At 71.1% G+C, this 18,927-nt stretch carries 17 protein-coding genes and 2 riboswitches; of the genes, 12 read left to right on the top strand and 5 right to left on the bottom strand.

Annotation, left to right across the window (positions count from 1 at the left end):
• Window positions 1-41 precede the first annotated feature (41 nt).
• On the bottom strand, window positions 42-767 hold the full coding sequence (locus tag AS594_RS10890) for an AAA family ATPase (RefSeq protein ID WP_069933078.1): 726 nt from the start codon (window positions 765-767) through the stop codon (window positions 42-44).
• Window positions 768-893: 126 nt separating this feature from the next.
• Window positions 894-991, top strand: a riboswitch (glycine riboswitch).
• Window positions 992-1,091, top strand: a riboswitch (glycine riboswitch).
• Between the two features lie 35 nt (window positions 1,092-1,126).
• On the opposite strand from AS594_RS10890, the gene gcvT reads away from it, so the two are divergent.
• The 6 genes from gcvT to AS594_RS10920 all read left to right on the top strand — a co-directional run bounded on the left by gcvT (window position 1,127) and on the right by AS594_RS10920 (window position 7,505).
• The gene (gene gcvT / locus AS594_RS10895; protein ID WP_069926825.1) at window positions 1,127-2,242 is read left to right on the top strand and encodes a glycine cleavage system aminomethyltransferase GcvT; all 1,116 of its coding nucleotides are present in this window, start codon (window positions 1,127-1,129) and stop codon (window positions 2,240-2,242) included.
• A 58-nt stretch (window positions 2,243-2,300) separates the two neighbouring features.
• Window positions 2,301-2,681 carry a glycine cleavage system protein GcvH gene (gene gcvH, locus AS594_RS10900; protein ID WP_069926826.1) on the top strand — a complete coding sequence of 127 codons (381 nt, stop codon included), beginning with the start codon at window positions 2,301-2,303 and terminating at the stop codon, window positions 2,679-2,681.
• A gap of 19 nt (window positions 2,682-2,700) precedes the next feature.
• Window positions 2,701-3,963 (top strand): serine hydroxymethyltransferase, encoded by a 1,263-nt coding sequence (gene glyA / locus AS594_RS10905; protein WP_069926827.1) that lies wholly within the window; start codon window positions 2,701-2,703, stop codon window positions 3,961-3,963.
• Window positions 3,964-4,105: 142 nt separating this feature from the next.
• Window positions 4,106-5,473 (top strand): L-serine ammonia-lyase, encoded by a 1,368-nt coding sequence (locus AS594_RS10910; RefSeq protein WP_069933077.1) that lies wholly within the window; start codon window positions 4,106-4,108, stop codon window positions 5,471-5,473.
• A 181-nt stretch (window positions 5,474-5,654) separates the two neighbouring features.
• Window positions 5,655-6,599, top strand: a complete 945-nt coding sequence (gene ppk2 / locus AS594_RS10915; RefSeq protein ID WP_240508982.1) for a polyphosphate kinase 2 — start codon at window positions 5,655-5,657, stop codon at window positions 6,597-6,599.
• A gap of 84 nt (window positions 6,600-6,683) precedes the next feature.
• Window positions 6,684-7,505 carry a MerR family transcriptional regulator gene (locus tag AS594_RS10920; protein WP_069933076.1) on the top strand — a complete coding sequence of 274 codons (822 nt, stop codon included), beginning with the start codon at window positions 6,684-6,686 and terminating at the stop codon, window positions 7,503-7,505.
• Between the two features lie 1,306 nt (window positions 7,506-8,811).
• Here the strand turns inward: AS594_RS10920 and AS594_RS10930 are convergent.
• Window positions 8,812-8,991, bottom strand: a complete 180-nt coding sequence (locus tag AS594_RS10930; RefSeq protein ID WP_069933074.1) for a CsbD family protein — start codon at window positions 8,989-8,991, stop codon at window positions 8,812-8,814.
• 152 nt (window positions 8,992-9,143) lie between these two features.
• Here AS594_RS10930 and AS594_RS10935 point away from each other — a divergent pair, with 152 nt between their 5' ends.
• Window positions 9,144-9,494 (top strand): PRC domain containing protein, encoded by a 351-nt coding sequence (locus AS594_RS10935; RefSeq protein ID WP_069933073.1) that lies wholly within the window; start codon window positions 9,144-9,146, stop codon window positions 9,492-9,494.
• 146 nt (window positions 9,495-9,640) lie between these two features.
• On the opposite strand, the gene AS594_RS10940 is transcribed toward AS594_RS10935, so the two are convergent.
• A complete protein-coding gene (locus AS594_RS10940; RefSeq protein WP_079148232.1) occupies window positions 9,641-11,173 on the bottom strand; it encodes an APC family permease in 1,533 nt (510 codons plus the stop codon).
• A 170-nt stretch (window positions 11,174-11,343) separates the two neighbouring features.
• Here AS594_RS10940 and AS594_RS10945 point away from each other — a divergent pair, with 170 nt between their 5' ends.
• Window positions 11,344-11,979 (top strand): TetR/AcrR family transcriptional regulator, encoded by a 636-nt coding sequence (locus AS594_RS10945; RefSeq protein WP_069933072.1) that lies wholly within the window; start codon window positions 11,344-11,346, stop codon window positions 11,977-11,979.
• Here the strand turns inward: AS594_RS10945 and AS594_RS47235 are convergent.
• Window positions 11,939-12,823, bottom strand: coding sequence for a lysophospholipid acyltransferase family protein (locus AS594_RS47235; RefSeq protein WP_276207396.1), 885 nt, complete (start codon window positions 12,821-12,823; stop codon window positions 11,939-11,941). The two genes, AS594_RS10945 and AS594_RS47235, sit on opposite strands and share 41 nt — an antisense overlap.
• A gap of 77 nt (window positions 12,824-12,900) precedes the next feature.
• Window positions 12,901-13,650: a GNAT family N-acetyltransferase gene (locus AS594_RS10955; RefSeq protein WP_069933942.1), complete on the bottom strand. Its 750-nt coding sequence runs from the start codon at window positions 13,648-13,650 to the stop codon at window positions 12,901-12,903.
• A 168-nt stretch (window positions 13,651-13,818) separates the two neighbouring features.
• On the opposite strand from AS594_RS10955, the gene AS594_RS10960 reads away from it, so the two are divergent.
• The 4 genes from AS594_RS10960 (at window position 13,819) to AS594_RS10975 (ending at window position 18,905) form a co-directional block, all read left to right on the top strand.
• Entirely contained in the window at window positions 13,819-14,277 is a 459-nt protein-coding gene (locus AS594_RS10960; protein ID WP_069933070.1) for a GNAT family N-acetyltransferase, read from the top strand.
• Window positions 14,278-14,475: 198 nt separating this feature from the next.
• A complete protein-coding gene (locus AS594_RS10965) occupies window positions 14,476-15,051 on the top strand; it encodes a TerD family protein (RefSeq protein ID WP_069933069.1) in 576 nt (191 codons plus the stop codon).
• A 285-nt stretch (window positions 15,052-15,336) separates the two neighbouring features.
• Entirely contained in the window at window positions 15,337-16,509 is a 1,173-nt protein-coding gene (locus AS594_RS10970; RefSeq protein WP_069933068.1) for a serine hydrolase domain-containing protein, read from the top strand.
• 353 nt (window positions 16,510-16,862) lie between these two features.
• Entirely contained in the window at window positions 16,863-18,905 is a 2,043-nt protein-coding gene (locus AS594_RS10975) for an oxidoreductase (RefSeq protein WP_069935082.1), read from the top strand.
• Window positions 18,906-18,927 lie beyond the last annotated feature (22 nt).

The raw sequence follows: 18,927 nt of genomic DNA on the forward strand, positions 1-18,927 counted from the left end.
CGCGGGGCGCGGCTGCCCCGGGGGCCTGTTCCCCTGCCCGCCTACGCCCCCGCCGCCGGCCCCGGGAATTCGATCACCGTGAGCGCGCCCGCGGCGTCCCGGTCCAGCAGCACCGCCGAAGCGCAGCCCACCGGCAGCCGGCCCGCCTCCGCGTCCCGTACCAGCCGGGCCACCGCCCTGCGGTGCCGGGCGAAGGCGTAACCCGAGACGCCTCGGCCCCGCTCCTGCTGGCCGGCCCGCGCCACGTCGGCGGTCACGTCGAGCAGCACCAGGTGCAGCGCGACGCCCCGGCGGCGGGCGTCGCGCGCCAGCCAGCGCCGCACCCAGGTCTGCGTACCGCAGTCGTGCACCACGACGCCCTCGCCCGAACGCAGCGCCCGCCGGAGCCCGGCGTAGTGCGCCACGCGCACCAGCGGCCGGTAGAGGGCGTACGGCACCGCGCGGGGCATCCGCGCCTCCCACCGCTCGCGCACGTCCTGCGAGTCGATGCGGTGCGCCGCCGCACTCGCCGTACGGCGGATGAGGGTGCTCTTCCCGCTGCCGGGCAGGCCGGACACCACCACCGTGTCACCGGCCGCGAAGGCCAGCACCCGCGGGCTGCGCCCCTCGCGCTCGCGCAGGTCGCGCACGGTCGCCGCGGGCCGCCGCGCGGCCGCCCTGACCGGAACCGGTACGGGCACGGCCATCGGCACGCCCTGCTGGGCCGGTACCGCGCGCTGTGCGGCACCGGCGGTCGCCGCGTAGGCACCTGGCTGCTGGAACGTCATCGTCTTCCCCCTGTCGGGTGTCCCCCACCCTTCCCCCACCCTTCCCCAAGAAGTGTAAAGAAAAGGTAATGCGCCACAAGTCCATTTCCGTGCAATGATGTGCCCGCCAACTGCATACCGGCCGCTTGAATCCGCGCGGGAGAGTCCGGGGCACCCTGTGCCCGGGACGCCGAAGGAGCAAGTTCCTCCCTTGAATCTCTCAGGCCCCGTACCGCGCGGGCGAGGCAGATCTGAAAAGCGGGCCGCTTCGTCGCGGCTCCACCCAAGGTGCAAGCCGGGGCTCTCCCGGTGAACCTCTCAGGTTCCGATGACAGATGGGGAGGATCGTCCTCGCCTGTCATGCCCTGGGAGCCCCTCACATGAGCACTGTCCCCCGTCACACCGCCCTCGACGCCACTCATCGTGCGCTGGGCGCGACCATGACCGACTTCGCGGGCTGGGACATGCCGCTGCGGTACGCCAGCGAGCGCGACGAGCACAACGCCGTTCGCACCCGCGCCGGCCTCTTCGACCTCTCCCACATGGGCGAGATCACCGTCTCCGGCCCGCAGGCCGTGAACGCGCTCGACTACGCCCTCGTCGGCAACATCGGCACCATCGGTCTCGGCCGCGCCCGCTACACGATGATCTGCCAGGAGGACGGCGGGATCGTCGACGACCTGATCGTCTACCGGCTGGGCGAGACCGAGTACATGGTCGTCGCCAACGCCGGCAACGCCCAGGTCGTCCTCGACGCGATCACCGAGCGCGCCGCCGGCTTCGACGCCGTCGTACGGGACGACCGTGACGCGTACGCCCTGATCGCCGTCCAGGGCCCCGAGTCCCCCGGCATCCTGAAGTCCGTCACCGACGCCGACCTCGACGGGCTGAAGTACTACGCCGGCCTGCCCGGCACCGTCGCCGGCGTCCCGGCGCTGATCGCCCGTACCGGTTACACCGGCGAGGACGGCTTCGAGCTGTTCGTGGAGCCTCGGCACGCCGAGACGCTGTGGCAGGCGCTGACCGAGGCGGGCAAGGACGTCGGTCTGGTCCCGGCCGGCCTCTCCTGCCGCGACACGCTGCGCCTGGAGGCGGGCATGCCGCTGTACGGGCACGAGCTGACCACCGCGCTCACCCCGTTCGACGCGGGCCTCGGCCGCGTCGTGAAGTTCGAGAAGGAAGGTGACTTCGTCGGCCGCGCCGCCCTCGAAGCCGCCGCCGAGCGCGCCGAGACCGCCCCGCCGCGCAAGCTCGTCGGCCTGATCGCCGAGGGCCGCCGCGTCCCGCGCGCCGGTTTCCCCGTCGTCGCGGACGGCAAGGTGATCGGCGAGGTCACCTCCGGCGCCCCCTCCCCGACGCTGGGCAGGCCGATCGCCATGGCGTACGTCGACGCCGCGCACGCCGCTCCCGGCACCTCCGGTGTCGGCGTCGACATTCGCGGTACGCATGAGCCGTACGAGGTCGTCGCGCTGCCGTTCTACAAGCGCCAGAAGTGACCCCCCGCACAACCTCCCCGTTCACCAGCACTCCCCCGCGTACAGGAGAATTCAGGTCATGAGCAACCCCCAGCAGCTGCGTTACAGCAAGGAGCACGAGTGGCTGTCGACCGCCGAGGACGGCGTCGCGACGGTCGGCATCACGGAGTTCGCGGCCAACGCGCTCGGTGACGTCGTCTACGCCCAGCTCCCGGCGGTCGGCGACACGGTGAGCGCGGGCGAGTCCTGCGGCGAGCTGGAGTCGACCAAGTCGGTCAGCGACCTGTACTCCCCGGTGACCGGCGAGGTCGTCGAGGCCAACCAGGACGTCGTCGACGACCCGTCGCTGGTGAACTCCGCCCCCTTCGAGGGCGGCTGGCTCTTCAAGGTGCGCGTCACGGACGAGCCGGGCGACCTGCTCTCCGCCGACGAGTACGACGCCTTCTCCTCCGGCAACTAAGACCTCGATCGGGACCGTGATGACGCTTCTCAACACTCCCCTGCATGAGCTCGACCCGGACGTCGCCGCCGCCGTCGACGCCGAGCTGCTCCGCCAGCAGTCCACCCTCGAAATGATCGCCTCGGAGAACTTCGCTCCGGTCGCGGTCATGGAGGCCCAGGGCTCCGTACTGACCAACAAGTACGCCGAGGGCTACCCGGGCCGCCGTTACTACGGCGGCTGTGAGCACGTCGACGTGGTCGAGCAGATCGCCATCGACCGCATCAAGGCGCTCTTCGGCGCCGAGCACGCGAACGTACAGCCGCACTCGGGTGCCCAGGCCAACGCCGCCGCGATGTTCGCGCTGCTCAAGCCCGGCGACACGATCATGGGTCTGAACCTGGCCCACGGCGGTCACCTGACCCACGGCATGAAGATCAACTTCTCCGGCAAGCTCTACAACGTGGTCGCGTACCACGTGGACGACGCCACCGGCGAGGTCGACATGGCCGAGGTCGAGCGCCTCGCCAAGGAGTCCAAGCCGAAGCTGATCGTGGCCGGCTGGTCGGCGTACCCGCGCCAGCTGGACTTCGCCGCCTTCCGCCGCATCGCGGACGAGGTCGGCGCGTACCTCATGGTCGACATGGCGCACTTCGCCGGTCTGGTCGCCGCGGGTCTGCACCCCAACCCGGTGCCGCACGCCCACGTCGTCACCACGACCACGCACAAGACGCTCGGCGGCCCGCGCGGCGGAGTGATCCTCTCCACCGCCGAGCTCGCCAAGAAGATCAACTCCGCGGTCTTCCCCGGCCAGCAGGGCGGCCCGCTGGAGCACGTCATCGCCGCGAAGGCCGTCTCCTTCAAGGTCGCCGCGAGCGAGGAGTTCAAGGAGCGCCAGCAGCGCACCCTGGACGGCGCCCGCATCCTGGCCGAGCGCCTGGTGCAGGCCGACGTCACCGAGCACGGCGTGTCCGTCCTCACCGGCGGCACGGACGTCCACCTGGTCCTCGTCGACCTGCGGAACTCCGAGCTCGACGGCCAGCAGGCCGAGGACCGCCTGCACGGTCTGGGCATCACGGTCAACCGCAACGCCATCCCGAACGACCCGCGCCCCCCGATGGTCACCTCGGGTCTGCGGATCGGTACGCCGGCCCTGGCCACGCGCGGTTTCCAGGCCGAGGACTTCGCCGAGGTGGCGGACATCATCGCCGAGGCGCTGAAGCCGTCGTACGACGCCGACGCTCTTTCGGCCCGCGTCACGGCGCTCGCCGGCAAGCACCCGCTTTACCCTGGTCTGAAGTAGTTACGTACGGCACAGACTGAATATCGGGGCACCGCGCACACTGAACAGTGAGTGCGGTGCCCCGCACCGTGTTGCCCCGCCTTGATCATCTGCACCACCCAGGCAGACAACGGCGTCTTCCCCACCCCTTAGGAGTTCCCCCGTGGCCATCTCGGTCTTCGACCTGTTCTCGATCGGCATCGGCCCCTCCAGCTCCCACACGGTCGGCCCCATGCGCGCCGCCCGCCTGTTCGTGGGCCGCCTCAAGAACGACGGTCTGATCGCCCACACCGCCTCGATACGCGCCGAGCTGTTCGGCTCGCTCGGCGCCACCGGCCACGGCCACGGCACCCCGAAGGCCGTACTGCTCGGCCTGGAGGGAAGCTCGCCGCGCACGGTCGACGTCGAGACCGCCGACGCGGAGTTCGAGCGGATCAAGGCGGAGAAGCGCCTCAACCTGCTGGGCGTGCACGAGATCGGCTTCGACTTCGACGAGGACCTGATCCTGCACCGCCGCAAGGCCCTGCCGTACCACGCCAACGGCATGACGCTGTGGGCGTACGACGCCGAGGGCGCGCCCCTGCTGGAGAAGACGTACTACTCGGTGGGCGGCGGGTTCGTCGTCGACGAGGACGCGGTCGGGGAGGACCGGATCAAGCTCGACGACACGGTGCTGAAGTACCCCTTCCGCACCGGCGACGAGCTGCTGCGCCTGGCGAAGGAGACGGGCCTGTCGATCTCCGCGCTGATGCTGGAGAACGAGAAGGCGTGGCGCACGGAGACCGAGATCCGCGAGGGGCTGCTGGAGATCTGGCGGGTCATGCAGGACTGCGTGGCGCGCGGCATGTCCCAGGAGGGCATCCTGCCCGGCGGTCTCAAGGTGCGCAGGCGCGCCGCGAACACCGCGCGCAAGCTGCGCTCCGAGGGCGACCCGCTGGCCCTGGCGATGGAGTGGATCACGCTCTACGCGATGGCGGTCAACGAGGAGAACGCGGCGGGCGGGCGCGTCGTCACCGCGCCGACGAACGGCGCGGCCGGCATCATTCCGGCCGTACTGCACTACTACATGAACTTCGTACCGGGCGCGGACGAGGAGGGCGTGGTCCGCTTCATGCTCTCCGCGGGCGCGATCGGCATGCTCTTCAAGGAGAATGCCTCGATCTCGGGCGCCGAGGTCGGCTGCCAGGGCGAGGTCGGCTCCGCCTGCTCGATGGCGGCCGGCGCGCTCGCCGAGGTGCTCGGCGGCACCCCCGAGCAGGTGGAGAACGCGGCCGAGATCGGCATGGAGCACAACCTCGGCCTGACCTGCGACCCGGTCGGCGGCCTGGTCCAGATCCCGTGCATCGAGCGCAACGGCATGGCGGCGGTCAAGGCCGTCACGGCGGCGCGGATGGCGATGCGCGGCGACGGCAGCCACAAGGTGTCGCTGGACAAGGTCATCAAGACCATGAAGGAGACCGGCGCGGACATGTCGGTGAAGTACAAGGAGACCGCGCGCGGCGGTCTGGCGGTGAACATCATCGAGTGCTGAGCCCTCCCGGACGCCCCGGGGGCCCCGTCCGGATCTTGGTGATCCGTTTTCCGGGCGGGCAGTCGGCGCGTAGGCGGACGGAGCGCGGGCACCCTGCCTGCGGGGAAAACACGTCCGCGACTCGTCTGGAGAGCGTGCATGTCTGATCAGGGGAGTGCGTCCGCGACGCACGCGATGCCCGGTGGCTGCTGAGGAGGAGGCCCTTCTCGAAGGGCTGACCGTCGACGACCGTCACCCAGAGCGGCCCGTACTGCTCGACGACGACGGGCGTCCCCTGCGGACGTGGCGGGAGAACCACCCGTACGACCGCAAGCTCGGGCGCCAGGAGTACGAGCGGAACAAACGGCTGCTCCAGATCGAACTGCTCAAGCTCCAGCGGTGGGTCAAGGACACGGGGCAGCGGATCGTCGTCATCTGCGAAGGACGTGACGCGGCGGGCAAGGGCGGCACCATCCACCGATTCACCGAGCGGCTCAATCCGCGCGGTGCCCGCGTGGTGGCGCTGGAGAAGCCCACGGAGCGGGAGTCCGGTCAGTGGTACTTCCAGCGTTACGTCGCCCATCTCCCGTCCGCGGGGGAGATCGTCTTCTTCGACCGCTCCTGGTACAACCGGGCGGGCGTCGAGCGCGTGATGGGATTCTGCACGCCGGCCGAGTGCCGCGGCTTCCTGGACCAGGCACCGCTCTTCGAGCGGATGCTGACGGACGACGGGATCCTGCTGGTGAAGTTCTGGTTCTCGGTCTCGCGCAACGAGCAGCGCACGCGCTTCGCCATCCGGCAGGTGGATCCGGTACGCCAGTGGAAGCTTTCGCCGACCGATCTGGCCTCGCTGGACCTGTGGGACGCGTACACCGCGGCGAAGGTAGACATGTTCCGGGCCACCGACACCGTTCACGCGCCGTGGACCGTCGTGAAGAACAACGACAAGAAGCGCGGCCGGCTGGAAGCCATGCGCAGCCTGCTGTGGCGGTTCGACTACGCGAACAAGGACGAGAAGGCGGTCGGAGAGCCCGATCCGCTGATCGTCGGCCCGGCGGACACCCTCCTGGAGCCCGGGGAGGAGAGCACCGCCCTGTCCCCGACGCCGCTCACCGGCCACCGCGACGGCCCGGGCGAGCACCCCTGACACCGTCGGCGTGGCTGTCGTGTGCTGGGCGGGAAGCGGCTTGTTGACCCTCACACCGTGTCAGGTGCTGAACTCGGAGACATCATGTTCACCATCGGAGACTTCGCCCGGCACGGCCGCGTATCGGTCCGCATGCTGCGTCACTACGACGCCACTGGACTGCTACGCCCGGCCCACGTCGACCCCGCCACTGGCTACCGGTACTACTCGGCTGCCCAGCTGGCCCGCCTCAACCGCGTCATCGCGCTGAAAGACCTCGGCCTGACCCTCCAGCAGGTCCAGCAGATCCTGGACGAGAAGGTCACCACCGAAGAACTGCGCGCCATGCTGCGGCTGCGGCGGGCCGAGCTGGAGGTCGCGATGACCGCCGCGGCGGCGCGGCTGATCCAGGTCGAGGCGAGGCTCCGGTCGATCGAGAGCGAGGGGCACATGCCCACGAACGACGTCGTCTTCAAGAGCGTCCCGGCTGTCCGAGTGGCGGAACTGACCGCGACCGCCGCGAGCTTCGAGCCCGAGGACATCGGCCCGGTCATCGGGCCGCTCTACGACGAGCTGTTCCGGCGTCTGGACACGGCCGGGGTAGCGCCCGCGGGGCCCGGTGTCGCCTATTACGAGGAAGCCCCGGAGGGTGGTGGCAGGATCACCATCCACGCCGCTGTCCAGGTCGCGGCCCCGCTCCAGGACGGCGCCTTCCGGGTGCTGGACCTGCCGCCCGTCGACCAGGCGGCGACAATCGTGCACCGTGGCTCAATGGACACCGTGCTGCCCACGGCCCAGGCCCTGGCCTTCTGGATCGACGAAAACGGGTACCGGTCAGCCGGATACCCCCGGGAGATCAACCTGGAGTGCCCGGACAACCGCGACGACTGGGTGACCGAACTCCAGGCGCCGGTGACCAAGCCCTGAGACCCTGGGCCATCGTCCCGGGACAAGGCCCACACCGCGGCGGCCGGCGGGATGCCCTGAGCGTCGGACAGGACGTGCAGGTTGCTGCCTTTCCTACCGCGATCGACCGGGTTCGGCCCGGTCAAGGTGCGCCCCTTTTCGCCCGCACGGACGCTGCGTCGGTGATCGCCGAAGGCCAGTCGACCTCGCCCCTGGCCCCGAGTAAATCCACGACAGCGCGGTGCAGCCGACGCCACAGGATCGCCTCCGTCCACGCCGTGAACCGGCGGTGTGCCGTCGCGAAAGACACCTCATGCGGTTCACGGGTCAAGGCGCCCGCCGGTGACGCCGGCCTGTGGACGCCGGATGCTTCGTGATCACGTTGAGGTGTCAGGCATGAAGGCACACGTCCGGAGCGGATCGAGGTGCAGCTCGTGCGGGCCCGTACAGTCCGCGGCAAGAGTGGCCACGCGTGCCCCGCACCTGCACGCCATGTTGCGGCCTCCGGTTCCAAGCGGCCCGCAGCACCCGTGGTGAATGCCCAACGAGCTGGTCAACCGCAGACTCGGCATGTCCTGTGGATGCACGACCACGGAGTTCCTGGGTCCGGCAGGCACCATGCCGGTCATGTCAGGTGGCATGAGAAGCGCGCGGCTCCCCTGCACGTCCGCGGTCTGGGCATCCGGATTTTCAAAGGGGGCGCCCCAGGGTTCGGGGTCGATGGCGTAGCTGCCTCGGGGGACTGTCGATGGCGCGAGCCGTGTCGTGCCGTGGCGGTCCTTGTCGTGCACGGAGACGTCCGGGACGCCCGGCAGCTCTTGCAGGCCCGGGGTGAGTTCGGCACCGCACTTCGCGCAGTAGAAGCCCGTCATACGAGCCGTTGTATCCCACCGACAGCGTCGGTCACGACTGCGTTTTCCCTGCTCAGTCTGCCTATCCGGCGCAGGCGGTAGGAAAGGCGATGGCTTCGTCGAAGGGAACGCATGGGTGAGGGTGGTGAAGGCACCGAGGTATCCGGCGTGGTTGAGCCGGTTGTTCTTCACAAACCGGTGACCGACGTTCTTGCGTTTGCCGGAGGCCGGATGAGGGGGGCCGCACCCGCGTAAGCCTTCAGTCCGTCGGCGGCGGAGAAGCGGGTTCGCCTGGATTCCCATGGCTTCCTCGGCTGCGGGCAGCCGGCGGGCGACCGCGTGCCGGAGCAGCGTGTGGAGCCGTTCGGCAATTCGTAAAGCTGCGACAAACGGAAAGCCGCGTGACAGCGTCCGGTCCGGGCACATTTCCTTCTGCCCGGACCGGACGCTGTCACGCGGTACGCCTTGTCGCGCGGTCAGTGCTTGAAGGTGTCCTTGATCTTTTCCTTCGCCTGACGCGCGTCGCCCTTGGACTGTTCCAGCCGGCCTTCGGTCTCCATGGGTTCGTCGCCCACCGCCCGGCCGGCTACTTCCTTGGCCTTGCCCTTGACCTGCTCGGCCTTCGCCTTCGTCTTCTGGTCCTTCTTGTCAGCCACGACACTCACGTCCTGCCGGTCGGAAGATTTGACGCTATTGCGTCTCACCGTAAAAGCGCCATTCAAACGTGCCATTGCTCCGGTGTAAGTCGCCGAATCCCGGACACCCGATGAATTGGTTACACCTCGTCGACACAAAGGAGCCATTGAGCATGAGCGACATCTGGGGCTACCAGCCGACGACCGGGCACACCGCGGGAAACACGCTGACCGGATTCAAGGTCGAGGCGACCGACGGGAGCATCGGGAAGGTGGACAAGCACTCCGACGAGGTCGGGTCGTCCTACGTCGTCGTGGACACGGGCGTCTGGATCTTCGGCAAGCACGTACTGCTGCCGGCCGGCACCGTGACGCGCGTCGACACGGCCGAAGAGAAGATCTACGTCGATCTCACCAAGGACCAGATCAAGGACGCGCCCGAGTTCGACAGGGACAAGCACATCGGCGACGCCGGTTACCACGAGCAGGTGGGCGGCTACTACGGCCGCCACCGGCGCGTCTGAGCATCCGCACGCGCGATGCGGGTGGGGCCCGGCAGGAGCGACTCCTGCCGGGCCCCACCCGTATGTGTGACCCCACCCGCATGTGTGCCGTACGGGCCGGGTGCTCCGCGGCCCGGGTGCTCCGCTTGCCACGGGCGGCGGGGAGATCAGGCGCTTTCGGCGGCGCGGAGCTTGTCCTGCGGGCGCCTGGCGAGCAGATAGACGAGACCGGCGGTGATCACGACGCCGGTGCCCAGCAGCCCGGCCCAGACCTGGTACCAGGGGGCGCCCGGCGGGGCGAGGATCGCGCGGGGCCAGCAGACGTTGGCGACCTCGAAGGCCGTCCACAGCACCGCGAGCACGTTGAGGAGGGTGCCCTTTGCCCCCTGGCGGATGTGGCCGGACGGCACCCAGGTGCCGCGCAGGCGGGCGATCAGCGCGGCCAGCGACACCAGGAAGAACGGCAGGAACGTGGCCGCCGTCCCGACCGCGATCAGGCTGCCGATCGCGGTCGCGTTCAGCCCGAGCAGCAGCGCGGAGCAGCTGACCACGGTGGAGGCGACGAGGCCGCCGATCGGGGCCTGCCGCCGGTTGACCTTGCGTACGTACCGGGAGAAGGGGAAGACGCCGTCACGGGCCAGCGAGTACACACCGCGGGCGGCGCCGCCCTGGGAGGCCATGGCGCAGGCGAGGAAGCCGATCAGTACGACGAGCACGAACGGCTTGTCTGACCAGGAGCCGAACGACGAGATCACGGCGGTCGTCACGGGGTCCAGGTCCTCCCCCGCCACCACGGCCGCCGGGTCGGGGTGGGCCAGCGCGACGGCGATGGCGTTGAGGATCACGACGACGCCGACACTCAGCAGCGCCCACCACATGGCGCGCGGCACCTGGCGTCCGGCGTCCTTCGTCTCCTCGGCCGTCGAGACGCACGCGTCGAAGCCGATGAAGCCCCAGCCGGCGACGGCGAGGACGGCGAGGAACGCCATGACGGTGGAGCCGCCGGACAGCTCCTCGGCCCCGAGCGTCCGGGTGAACAGCGCGAAGCCGTGCTCGCGGAAGAACAGCAGCAGGGCGAAGCCGACGAGTACCGACGCCACCGCCTCGGCGGCGATGCCCAGCGACACGAACCAGCTGAGGATCCTGATGCCGAAGGCGTTGACCAGCATGCAGCCGAAGAGGATGCCGGCGGCCACCGCCACCATCGTCCCGGGCGTGGGCGCGACCCCGACGAGGGCGAACACCCAGGGCGCGGCCAGGTAGGCCACGGTGGTGTTGCCGAACATCACCGCGAACTGCCACACCCAGCCGCTCATCCAGCCGAAGGAGGGCCCGAGGAGCCGTCTGCCCCACTGGTACGGGCCGCCGGTCAGCGGCCACTGGGACGCCAGTTCGGCGTACACGTTGACCACCAGGCACTGGCCCAGCAGGACGACCGGCAGCGCCCATACCCAGGCGGGCCCGGCGATCATCGTGCCGACCATGGACACGGCGTACAGGGCGACCACGGGCGAGACCACGGCGAAGCCCATGGAGATGTTCCCCAGGACGCCGAGGCTGCGGCGCAGCTCCTGCTGGTATCCCAGATCGCCGAGCCGGGCGGCGTCGGCGTCCCGGGTGGCGGCAGGGCCGGCGACGGGCTGCGGGGCGGCGGCCGGTGGGACGGTGGCCGCCGGGCCGGAGGAAGAGGGTTCTGACATGGGGGCACCTCGGAGGGCAGGGGACACGAGGGAGGCGGCCGGCATCGCACTGCCGACCTAAATCTAACGTTGTTAGGTTTACGGGCTGCGGGGACGGTAACGCGCCCCCGTCCCCTTGTGAAGCCCCTGCCGCCGAGTAACCTGACCGGCGAAAGAGGGGGAGCGCCACCATGGCCCGACCGAGTCAGCCGCTGCTGAGCCGCGCGATCATCGCGCGGGCCGCCCTGGAGCTCCTTGAGGAGGAGGGCCCCCAGGCCCTCAAGATGCGGGCGCTCGCGGAGCGGCTGGGAGTGCGCGGCGCCTCGCTGTACCACCACGTCGCCTCCAAGGACGACCTGCTGGACGCGGCCTCGGAACTCATCAACGAGGAGATCGACCTCGGCCCGCTCCAGAACCCCGAGTGGCGCGACGGTCTCGCCGAGTACGCCCGTGGATACCGCCGGGTGTACTTGCGCTACCCGAACGTGATCGCCCTGGTCGCCCGCCGCCGGGTCGAGGCCGACAAGGCCCTGCGCGGTTACGACGCCCTGCTGGCCACCCTGGTACGCGCGGGCTGCACGCCGGACCGGGCGGCGGAGGCCGCCGCCGCCTTCGACTACCTGGTCCTCGGCTCCGCCCTGGAAACGTTCGCGGCGGGATTCACCCGCGACCCGGCCGGCTACCGCCCCGCCCACCCGGCCCTCGCCGATGCCCTGGAGTCGGCGGACGCCCGTCCGGGCGGGCTCGCCGCGCTCGACGACCGGGGCTTCGAACTGGGCCTTCGCCTCATCCTCGACGGCCTCGCCGCCCGGCTCGCGGCGCCGTAGGCCGTCGGCCGGGTCCGTAGCCCGGTCCCTCGGCGCGGATCCCCCCGCCGCCGGCCCGGACCAGCCACTCGGCTCCGCCGACGGCGGACCGGGCTCCGGCGGCCGTCGACCGCCGGTCGGCCGGGCGCAGCGGGGGGTGAGGCGTGAGCCGTACGGTCAGGCCGGACGCACCGGCCACCCGGCGCAGCGAGGACACGAAGTCCTCGTCGCCGAGGAACGCGGCCACCGTACTGGGGGCGCCCGCCTGCTCGTACGCGATCGTCAGCGGCCGGACCGGGGCGCCCGCGTCGAGCGCCGCCTGGAACGCGGCCCGCCGGAACCGGCCGCCGGGCACGGAGCACCAGGTGGTGGCCTGCGGGAAGACCAGGACGGACCGACCGGAGCGCAGCGCCGACGCCAGGCCGGCGACGGCGGCGGGCAGTTCGCGCGGCCGCTCGCGGTCGATGAAGAGGGTGCCGACGCGGCGCGCGAGGGTGCCGACGACCGGCCACCGGCCGATCTCCCGCTTGGCGAGCAGGGTCACGGGCTCGGCGGCGAGTACGGCGACGGCGTCGAGCCAGGAGATGTGGTTGGCGACGATCAGGGTGCCGGGGCCGCCCTCGGAGCGAGGCGCGGCCAGTGGCTCCGGGCCCGCCACCAGGCGTACGCCGAGGGCGTCGAGGATGCTGCCGGCCTGGGCGCGCAGCACCCCGGGTCCGGCGAGCCGCTCGCCCCGGGACACGGCCCGGGCGAGCTCGCGGGCCAGCCCGGCGCAGCGGCGTACGGCTTCCGTCATGGGCACGGGCGGGGCCGCGTCGGCCGCGCAGTCCGGAGCGCAGCCGGTGTCCACGGCCCACGGGCTCACTCTCCCCGCGGCCCCTGGGCCCGTGGACTCCACGGCCCGCGGGCACACTCCCTCTCCCCGCCGCACGGCCTCCGCGGTCACGGGGTCCCGCCCAGGAAATAGCGGCGGTAGCGGTCCGAGAGACGGTCCATGTCCAGCAGGACGAAGAAGTCGGCCACCTCGAAGTCGGGGTCGTGGGCGGGCGCCCCGCACATCCACGCGCCGAGCCTGAAGTACCCCCGCAGCAGCGGCGGCAGGCCCGCGTAACCCGGCTGTGCGGACGGCAGCCCGGCGGGCGTCCACGGCCGGCGCGGGTGCACCCTCAGCCCCGGCGGCGAGGAGTGCTTCGCCGTGCCGAGCAGCCAGGCGCCGGCCGCCGCCGCGCCGCCGTCCGACAGGGGTACGGAGGTGCAGCCGGCCAGGTAGCGGTGGCCGGAGAGCAGGACGTAGCGGGCGAGCGCGGACCACATGAGGTTGATCACCGCGCCGGAGCGGTGGTCCGGGTGTACGCACGAACGGCCTGCCTCGATCATGGCCGGGCGCAGGCCGTCCAGGGCCGCCAGGTCGAACTCGCTGTCGGAGTAGGACCGTTCCGTCCGGCCGGGAGGCAGCAGCCGGTACGTGCCGACCACCTCGCCGGTGACGGTCTCGGTGACGACGAGGTGGTCCACGAGGTCGTCGTACGCGTCGATGTCGTGTCCGGGCAGCGGCGAGTCGAGGCGCGCGCCCATCTCCTCGCCGAAGACCCGGTACCGGAGCCGCTGCGCCGCCCGGATCTGCTCCGCGGAATGCGCGATGGAGGTGACGTAGGAACTGGTGGGCGTCGGGGCGGTGGCTATGGGATGCATGAGGTGCCGTACTCCGTCCGGTTCGGGGCCGATCGCGCAAGCGAGCATGGCGCCGGCGGCGGTCGTACCGGTGACAGGGAGGGCCGGTCGCCGGATCCGGCGCATGAACAGCGGGTTCGCGGAGCGGACGACTGTCGCCCCGATGCCGGGGTGGGTAATACTCGCTGTATGGGTACATGCATTACGGGCATCCGGCGCGCCACGGCGCGGGACGCGAAGCGGCTCACCAGGCTGGTGCGGACCTCGCGCGCGTACGAGGGTCCGTACGCCCCGATGGTGGCCGGATACCGGGTGGGGCCCGACTACATCGAGGCGCACCGGGTCTTCGTGGCCGTGGAGCCCCACGAGGACCGGCTGCTCGGCTTCTACGCTCTCGTGCTCGACCCGCCGGAGCTGGACCTGATGTTCGTCGCCGACTCCGCGCAGGGCCTGGGGATCGGCCGTCTGCTCGTGGCCCACATGCTCGGCCAGGCCCGTGACGCGGGGATCACCGGCGTACGGGTGGTCTCGCATCCGCCCGCCGAGGGCTTCTACCTCAGCGTGGGCGGCGAACGGACCGGAACCGAGCGCGCCAATCCGCCCGCGGTGATGTGGGACCGCCCGGAGTTGCTGATTCCGGTCGCCTGACGCCGTCCGGCCGGGCCCCGCGCTCCGTCATGCCTTCCGTCGCGCTTTCCGTGCGCTTTCCTCGCGCGCACCCGTCACGCGGCCATTCGGAGGACTGACGGGAGCGGACGGGAACTGAGCGGGCCGCACAAGCGTTGGCGGATTGGGCAAAGAGATCGTCAAAGGGCGCGGCCCGCGCCGGATTGAGCAGGGATCTTCATGGGTGTCAGTCTCTCCAAGGGCGGCAACGTCTCGCTCTCCAAGGAGGCCCCCGGCCTGACCGCTGTCACGGTGGGCCTGGGCTGGGACGTACGCAGCACGACCGGTACCGACTTCGACCTCGATGCCAGCGCCCTGCTGCTCGATGTCAACAACAAGGTCGTTTCGGACCAGCACTTCGTCTTCTTCAACAACCTCAAGAGCCCCGACGGCTCGGTCGAGCACACCGGTGACAACCTCACGGGTGAGGGCGAGGGCGACGACGAGCAGATCAAGGTCGGCCTCTCGACGGTGCCCGCCGAGGTCGACAAGATCGTCTTCCCGGTGTCGATCCACGAGGGCGAGAGCCGCGGCCAGAGCTTCGGTCAGGTGCGGAACGCCTTCATCCGGGTCGTCAACCAGGCGGACAGCAACGAGCTCGCCCGTTACGACCTCTCCGAGGACGCCTCGACCGAGACGGCCATGGTCTTCGGCGAGCTGTACCGCAACGGCGCGGAGTGGAAGTTCCGTGCCGTCGGCCAGGGGTACGCCTCGGGCCTGCGCGGCATCGCGACGGACTTCGGCGTCAACATCTGATACGCCGCCGCGCGGGCTGTCCGTGCCGGGCTTCTGGCCCGGACAGCCCGGCTCGCCGTGCCCGGGTTCACCCGGTCCGACGCGCGGGGGGCCTCACCCGGTCCGATGCGCGTCGATCGACGCGCCCGGGTCCGGTAGTCCTTGCCCGGTAGTCCTTGCCCGGCCGTCCATGCCCGGCCGTCCATGCCCGGCCGTCCATGCCCGGTTCGCCGGTGCGGCCGTCTTCCCGCCAGTCCGACCAGTCGGTACGTTCCTCGGTAACCGACTGCCGCCTGGAGGGGCCCGATGAGCCAGCCCACGCCCGTACCTGAGATCCACGGCCACTGCGACGACCGGTTCACTGCCGTGCGCACCGCGTTCGAGGAGAACTTCCGGGAGCGCGGTGAGCTGGGCGCGGCCGTGACCGTGATGGCCGGCGGGCAGACCGTGGTCGACCTCTGGGGCGGCTGGGCCGACGCCGCGCGCGGGCGGCCGTGGGAGCGGGACACCGTGGTCAACGTGTGGTCGACGACCAAGGGCCCGACGGCGCTCTGCGCCCATCTCCTGGCCGACCGGGGGCTGCTCGACCTCGATGCCCCCGTCGCGTCGTACTGGCCGGAGTTCGCCGCCGCGGGCAAGGAGTCCGTTCCCGTACGCCACCTCCTGTCGCACCGGGCGGGACTGGCCGGGCTGCGCGAGCCGCACACCTTCGCCGAGCTCTACGACTGGGAGCTGACCTGCGCGCGACTGGCCGCGACCGAGCCGTGGTGGGAGCCGGGCACGCGGTCCGGCTATCACGCGATCACGTACGGCTTCCTGGTCGGTGAGGTAGTCCGGCGGGTCACCGGCCTGCTGCCGGGTGAGTTCCTGCACCAGGAGGTCACCGGGCCGCTCGGCATCGACTTCACGATAGGGCTGCCGGAGAAGGAGGCCGGACGCGCGGCCGAACTCGTGCACGCCCGGGCCGAGCCGACCGGAGAACAGGCGGCGCTGTTCGCAGCGCTGGAGCCGGTCGCCGTAGCGGCCCTGCTCAACCCGGGCCCCGGCGCGGCCCAGGCCAACACCGCCGAATGGCGGGCCGCCGAGATCCCCGCCGCCAACGGCCACGGCACGGCTCGCGCGGTCGCCGCCCTGTACGGGATCTTCGCCCGGGGCGGGCGCTCGGGTGAGCGACGCGTCCTGTCTCCCGAGGCCGCCGAACGGGTCCGCGAGGGTCAGGGCAGCTGCCGGGACCTGGTGCTCGGCGCCGGCTTCGGCCGTGAGACGGAGATCGGGCTCGGCCTGTGGCTCAGTGGACCGCGCGGCTCGTACGGACCGAATCCGCGGGCCTTCGGCCACGACGGTTTCGGTGGTTCCTGCGGGCTCGCCGACCCCGAGGCGGACCTCAGCATGGGGTACGTCATGAACCGTATGGGCAACGGCATCGCCGACGACCCGCGCAAGATGGCACTGGTGGAGGCCGTCTACAGCGCGGCCTGACCGCGGCCCGGCCCCCGCCCAGCCGCCGCCGAGTTCGCCGCTGAGCGTGCCGTGCATCCGGGCGCTGTACTGGTTCAGGCCGACGATCTCCACGGTCCCGCCCCGGTGGACGACCACGCCGACGGCAGGTTGTGCATCACCACCACGCACAGCACGGGCACGGCCATGACGGTGGTCTCACCCAGGGGCATTCGCCTGAGCGTCCTCGGCGCGACGGAGTGCCAGTCGCACGTGGCCACCGACACCGCTGCGGCCGCACGGGGGCCGGAGGCGCGCGGTGTAGCGGAACTAACACCGTCCTTCTTTATGCAACTTGTTGCACAAGACGTCTCGCGTGGACTACACATTGCGGCATGAGTCCGACGCCTGCGTACCCCCACCTGCTGAGCCCCCTCGACCTGGGCTTCACGACCCTGCCCAACCGCGTGCTGATGGGTTCGATGCACGTCGGACTCGAAGAGGCCGAGCGCGGCTTCGAGCGGATGGCCGAGTTCTACGCGGCGCGCGCACGCGGCGGCGTCGGCCTCATGGTCACCGGTGGCATCGCCCCCAACGACCGCGGCCGCCCCTACCCCGGCGGCGCGAAGCTGACCACGCCCGAGGAGGCGGCGCAGCACCGGCAGGTGACCGAGGCCGTGCACCGCGAGGGCGGCAGGATCGCGATGCAGATCCTGCACTTCGGGCGGTACGCCTACCACCCCGACCTCGTCGCCCCCAGCGCGATCCAGGCCCCCATCAGCCCGTACACCCCGAACGCCCTGACCGACGCCGAGGTCGAGGAGACGATCGAGGACTTCGTCCGGGCGGCGGGCCTGGCCAAGTCGGCGGGGTACGACGGTGTGGAGATCATGGGGTCCGAGGGCTACCTGATCAACGAGTTCATCGCCGCCCACACCAACCACCGCGACGACCGGTGGGGCGGCTCGTACGAGAACCGCATGCGCTTCCCGGTGGAGATCGTGCGCCGGGTGCGCGAGCGTGTGGGCCCGGACTTCATCCTCATCTACCGGCTGTCGATGCTCGACCTGGTCCCCGGCGGTTCCTCGCTCGACGAGGTCGTCACACTCGCCCGCGCGGTCGAGGCGGCGGGCGCGACGATCATCAACACCGGCATCGGCTGGCACGAGGCCCGCATCCCGACCATCGCGACCTCCGTGCCGCGCGGCGCCTACGCCTGGGTGACCAAGCGCGTCATGGGCTCGGTGGGCATTCCGCTCGTGACGACCAACCGCATCAACACCCCCGAACTGGCCGAGGAACTGCTCGCCGACGGCTGCGCGGACATGGTCTCGCTCGCCCGGCCCTTCCTCGCAGACCCCGACTTCGTCGCCAAGGCCGCGTCCGGCCGCTCGGAAGCGATCAACACCTGCATCGGCTGCAACCAGGCATGCCTCGACCACACCTTCAGCGGGCTGATCACCTCCTGCCTGGTCAACCCCCGCGCCTGCCACGAGACCGAGCTGGTCCTCTCCCCCACCCGCCGCGCCAAGCGCGTGGCCGTCGTCGGCGCCGGACCCGCCGGGCTCGCCTGCACGGTGACCGCCGCCGAGCGCGGTCACACCGTGACGCTGTACGACGCCTCCGACGTGATCGGCGGCCAGCTCAACATCGCCCGCAAGGTGCCCGGCAAGGAGGAGTTCAACGAGACGCTGCGCTACTTCCGCCACCAGCTCGACGAACACGGCGTCGACGTCCGCCTCGGTACGGCCGCCACCGCCGAGACCCTCACCGCCGCCGGTTACGACGAGATCGTCCTGGCCACCGGCGTCACCCCGCGCGTCCCGGCCATCGAGGGCATCGACCACCCCAGCGTCATCAGCTACCTCGACCTCCTGCGCGACGACGCCAAGGCGGGCGACCGCGTCGCCGTCATCGGCGCCGGCGGCATCGGCTTCGACGTGGCCGAGTTCCTCACGGACACGTCCACGGGCGCCGACGACGCGGCGAGCCTCAGCCCCGAGGTCTTCTTCGCGCAGTGGGGCGTCGACATGGAGTACGGCTCGCGCGGCGGGCTCCGGGCGCCGGCCCGCCCCGCGCAGACCCGTACCGTCCACCTGGTCCAGCGCAAGGCCACCAAGGTCGGTGCCGGGCTGGGCAAGACCACCGGCTGGATCCACCGCACCGAGCTCAAGCACCGCGGCGTCACGATGGTCGCGGGCGCGGCGTACGACCGCATCGACGACGAGGGACTGCACATCACCGTCGACGGTGAGCAGCGGCTGATCCCCGTCGACACGGTCGTCCTGTGCACCGGCCAGGAGCCGCGCCGTGAGCTGTACGACACCCTGCTCGCCGCCGGGCTCCCGGTGCACCTCATCGGCGGCGCCGACGTCGCGGCGGAACTGGACGCCAAGCGCGCGATCCGGCAGGGAACGGAACTCGCGGCGGCCCTGTGACGGGGCCCGTACCTAGGATGCG

It is taken from the genome of Streptomyces agglomeratus (genome assembly GCF_001746415.1).
GTDB classification, from domain to species: domain Bacteria; phylum Actinomycetota; class Actinomycetes; order Streptomycetales; family Streptomycetaceae; genus Streptomyces; species Streptomyces agglomeratus.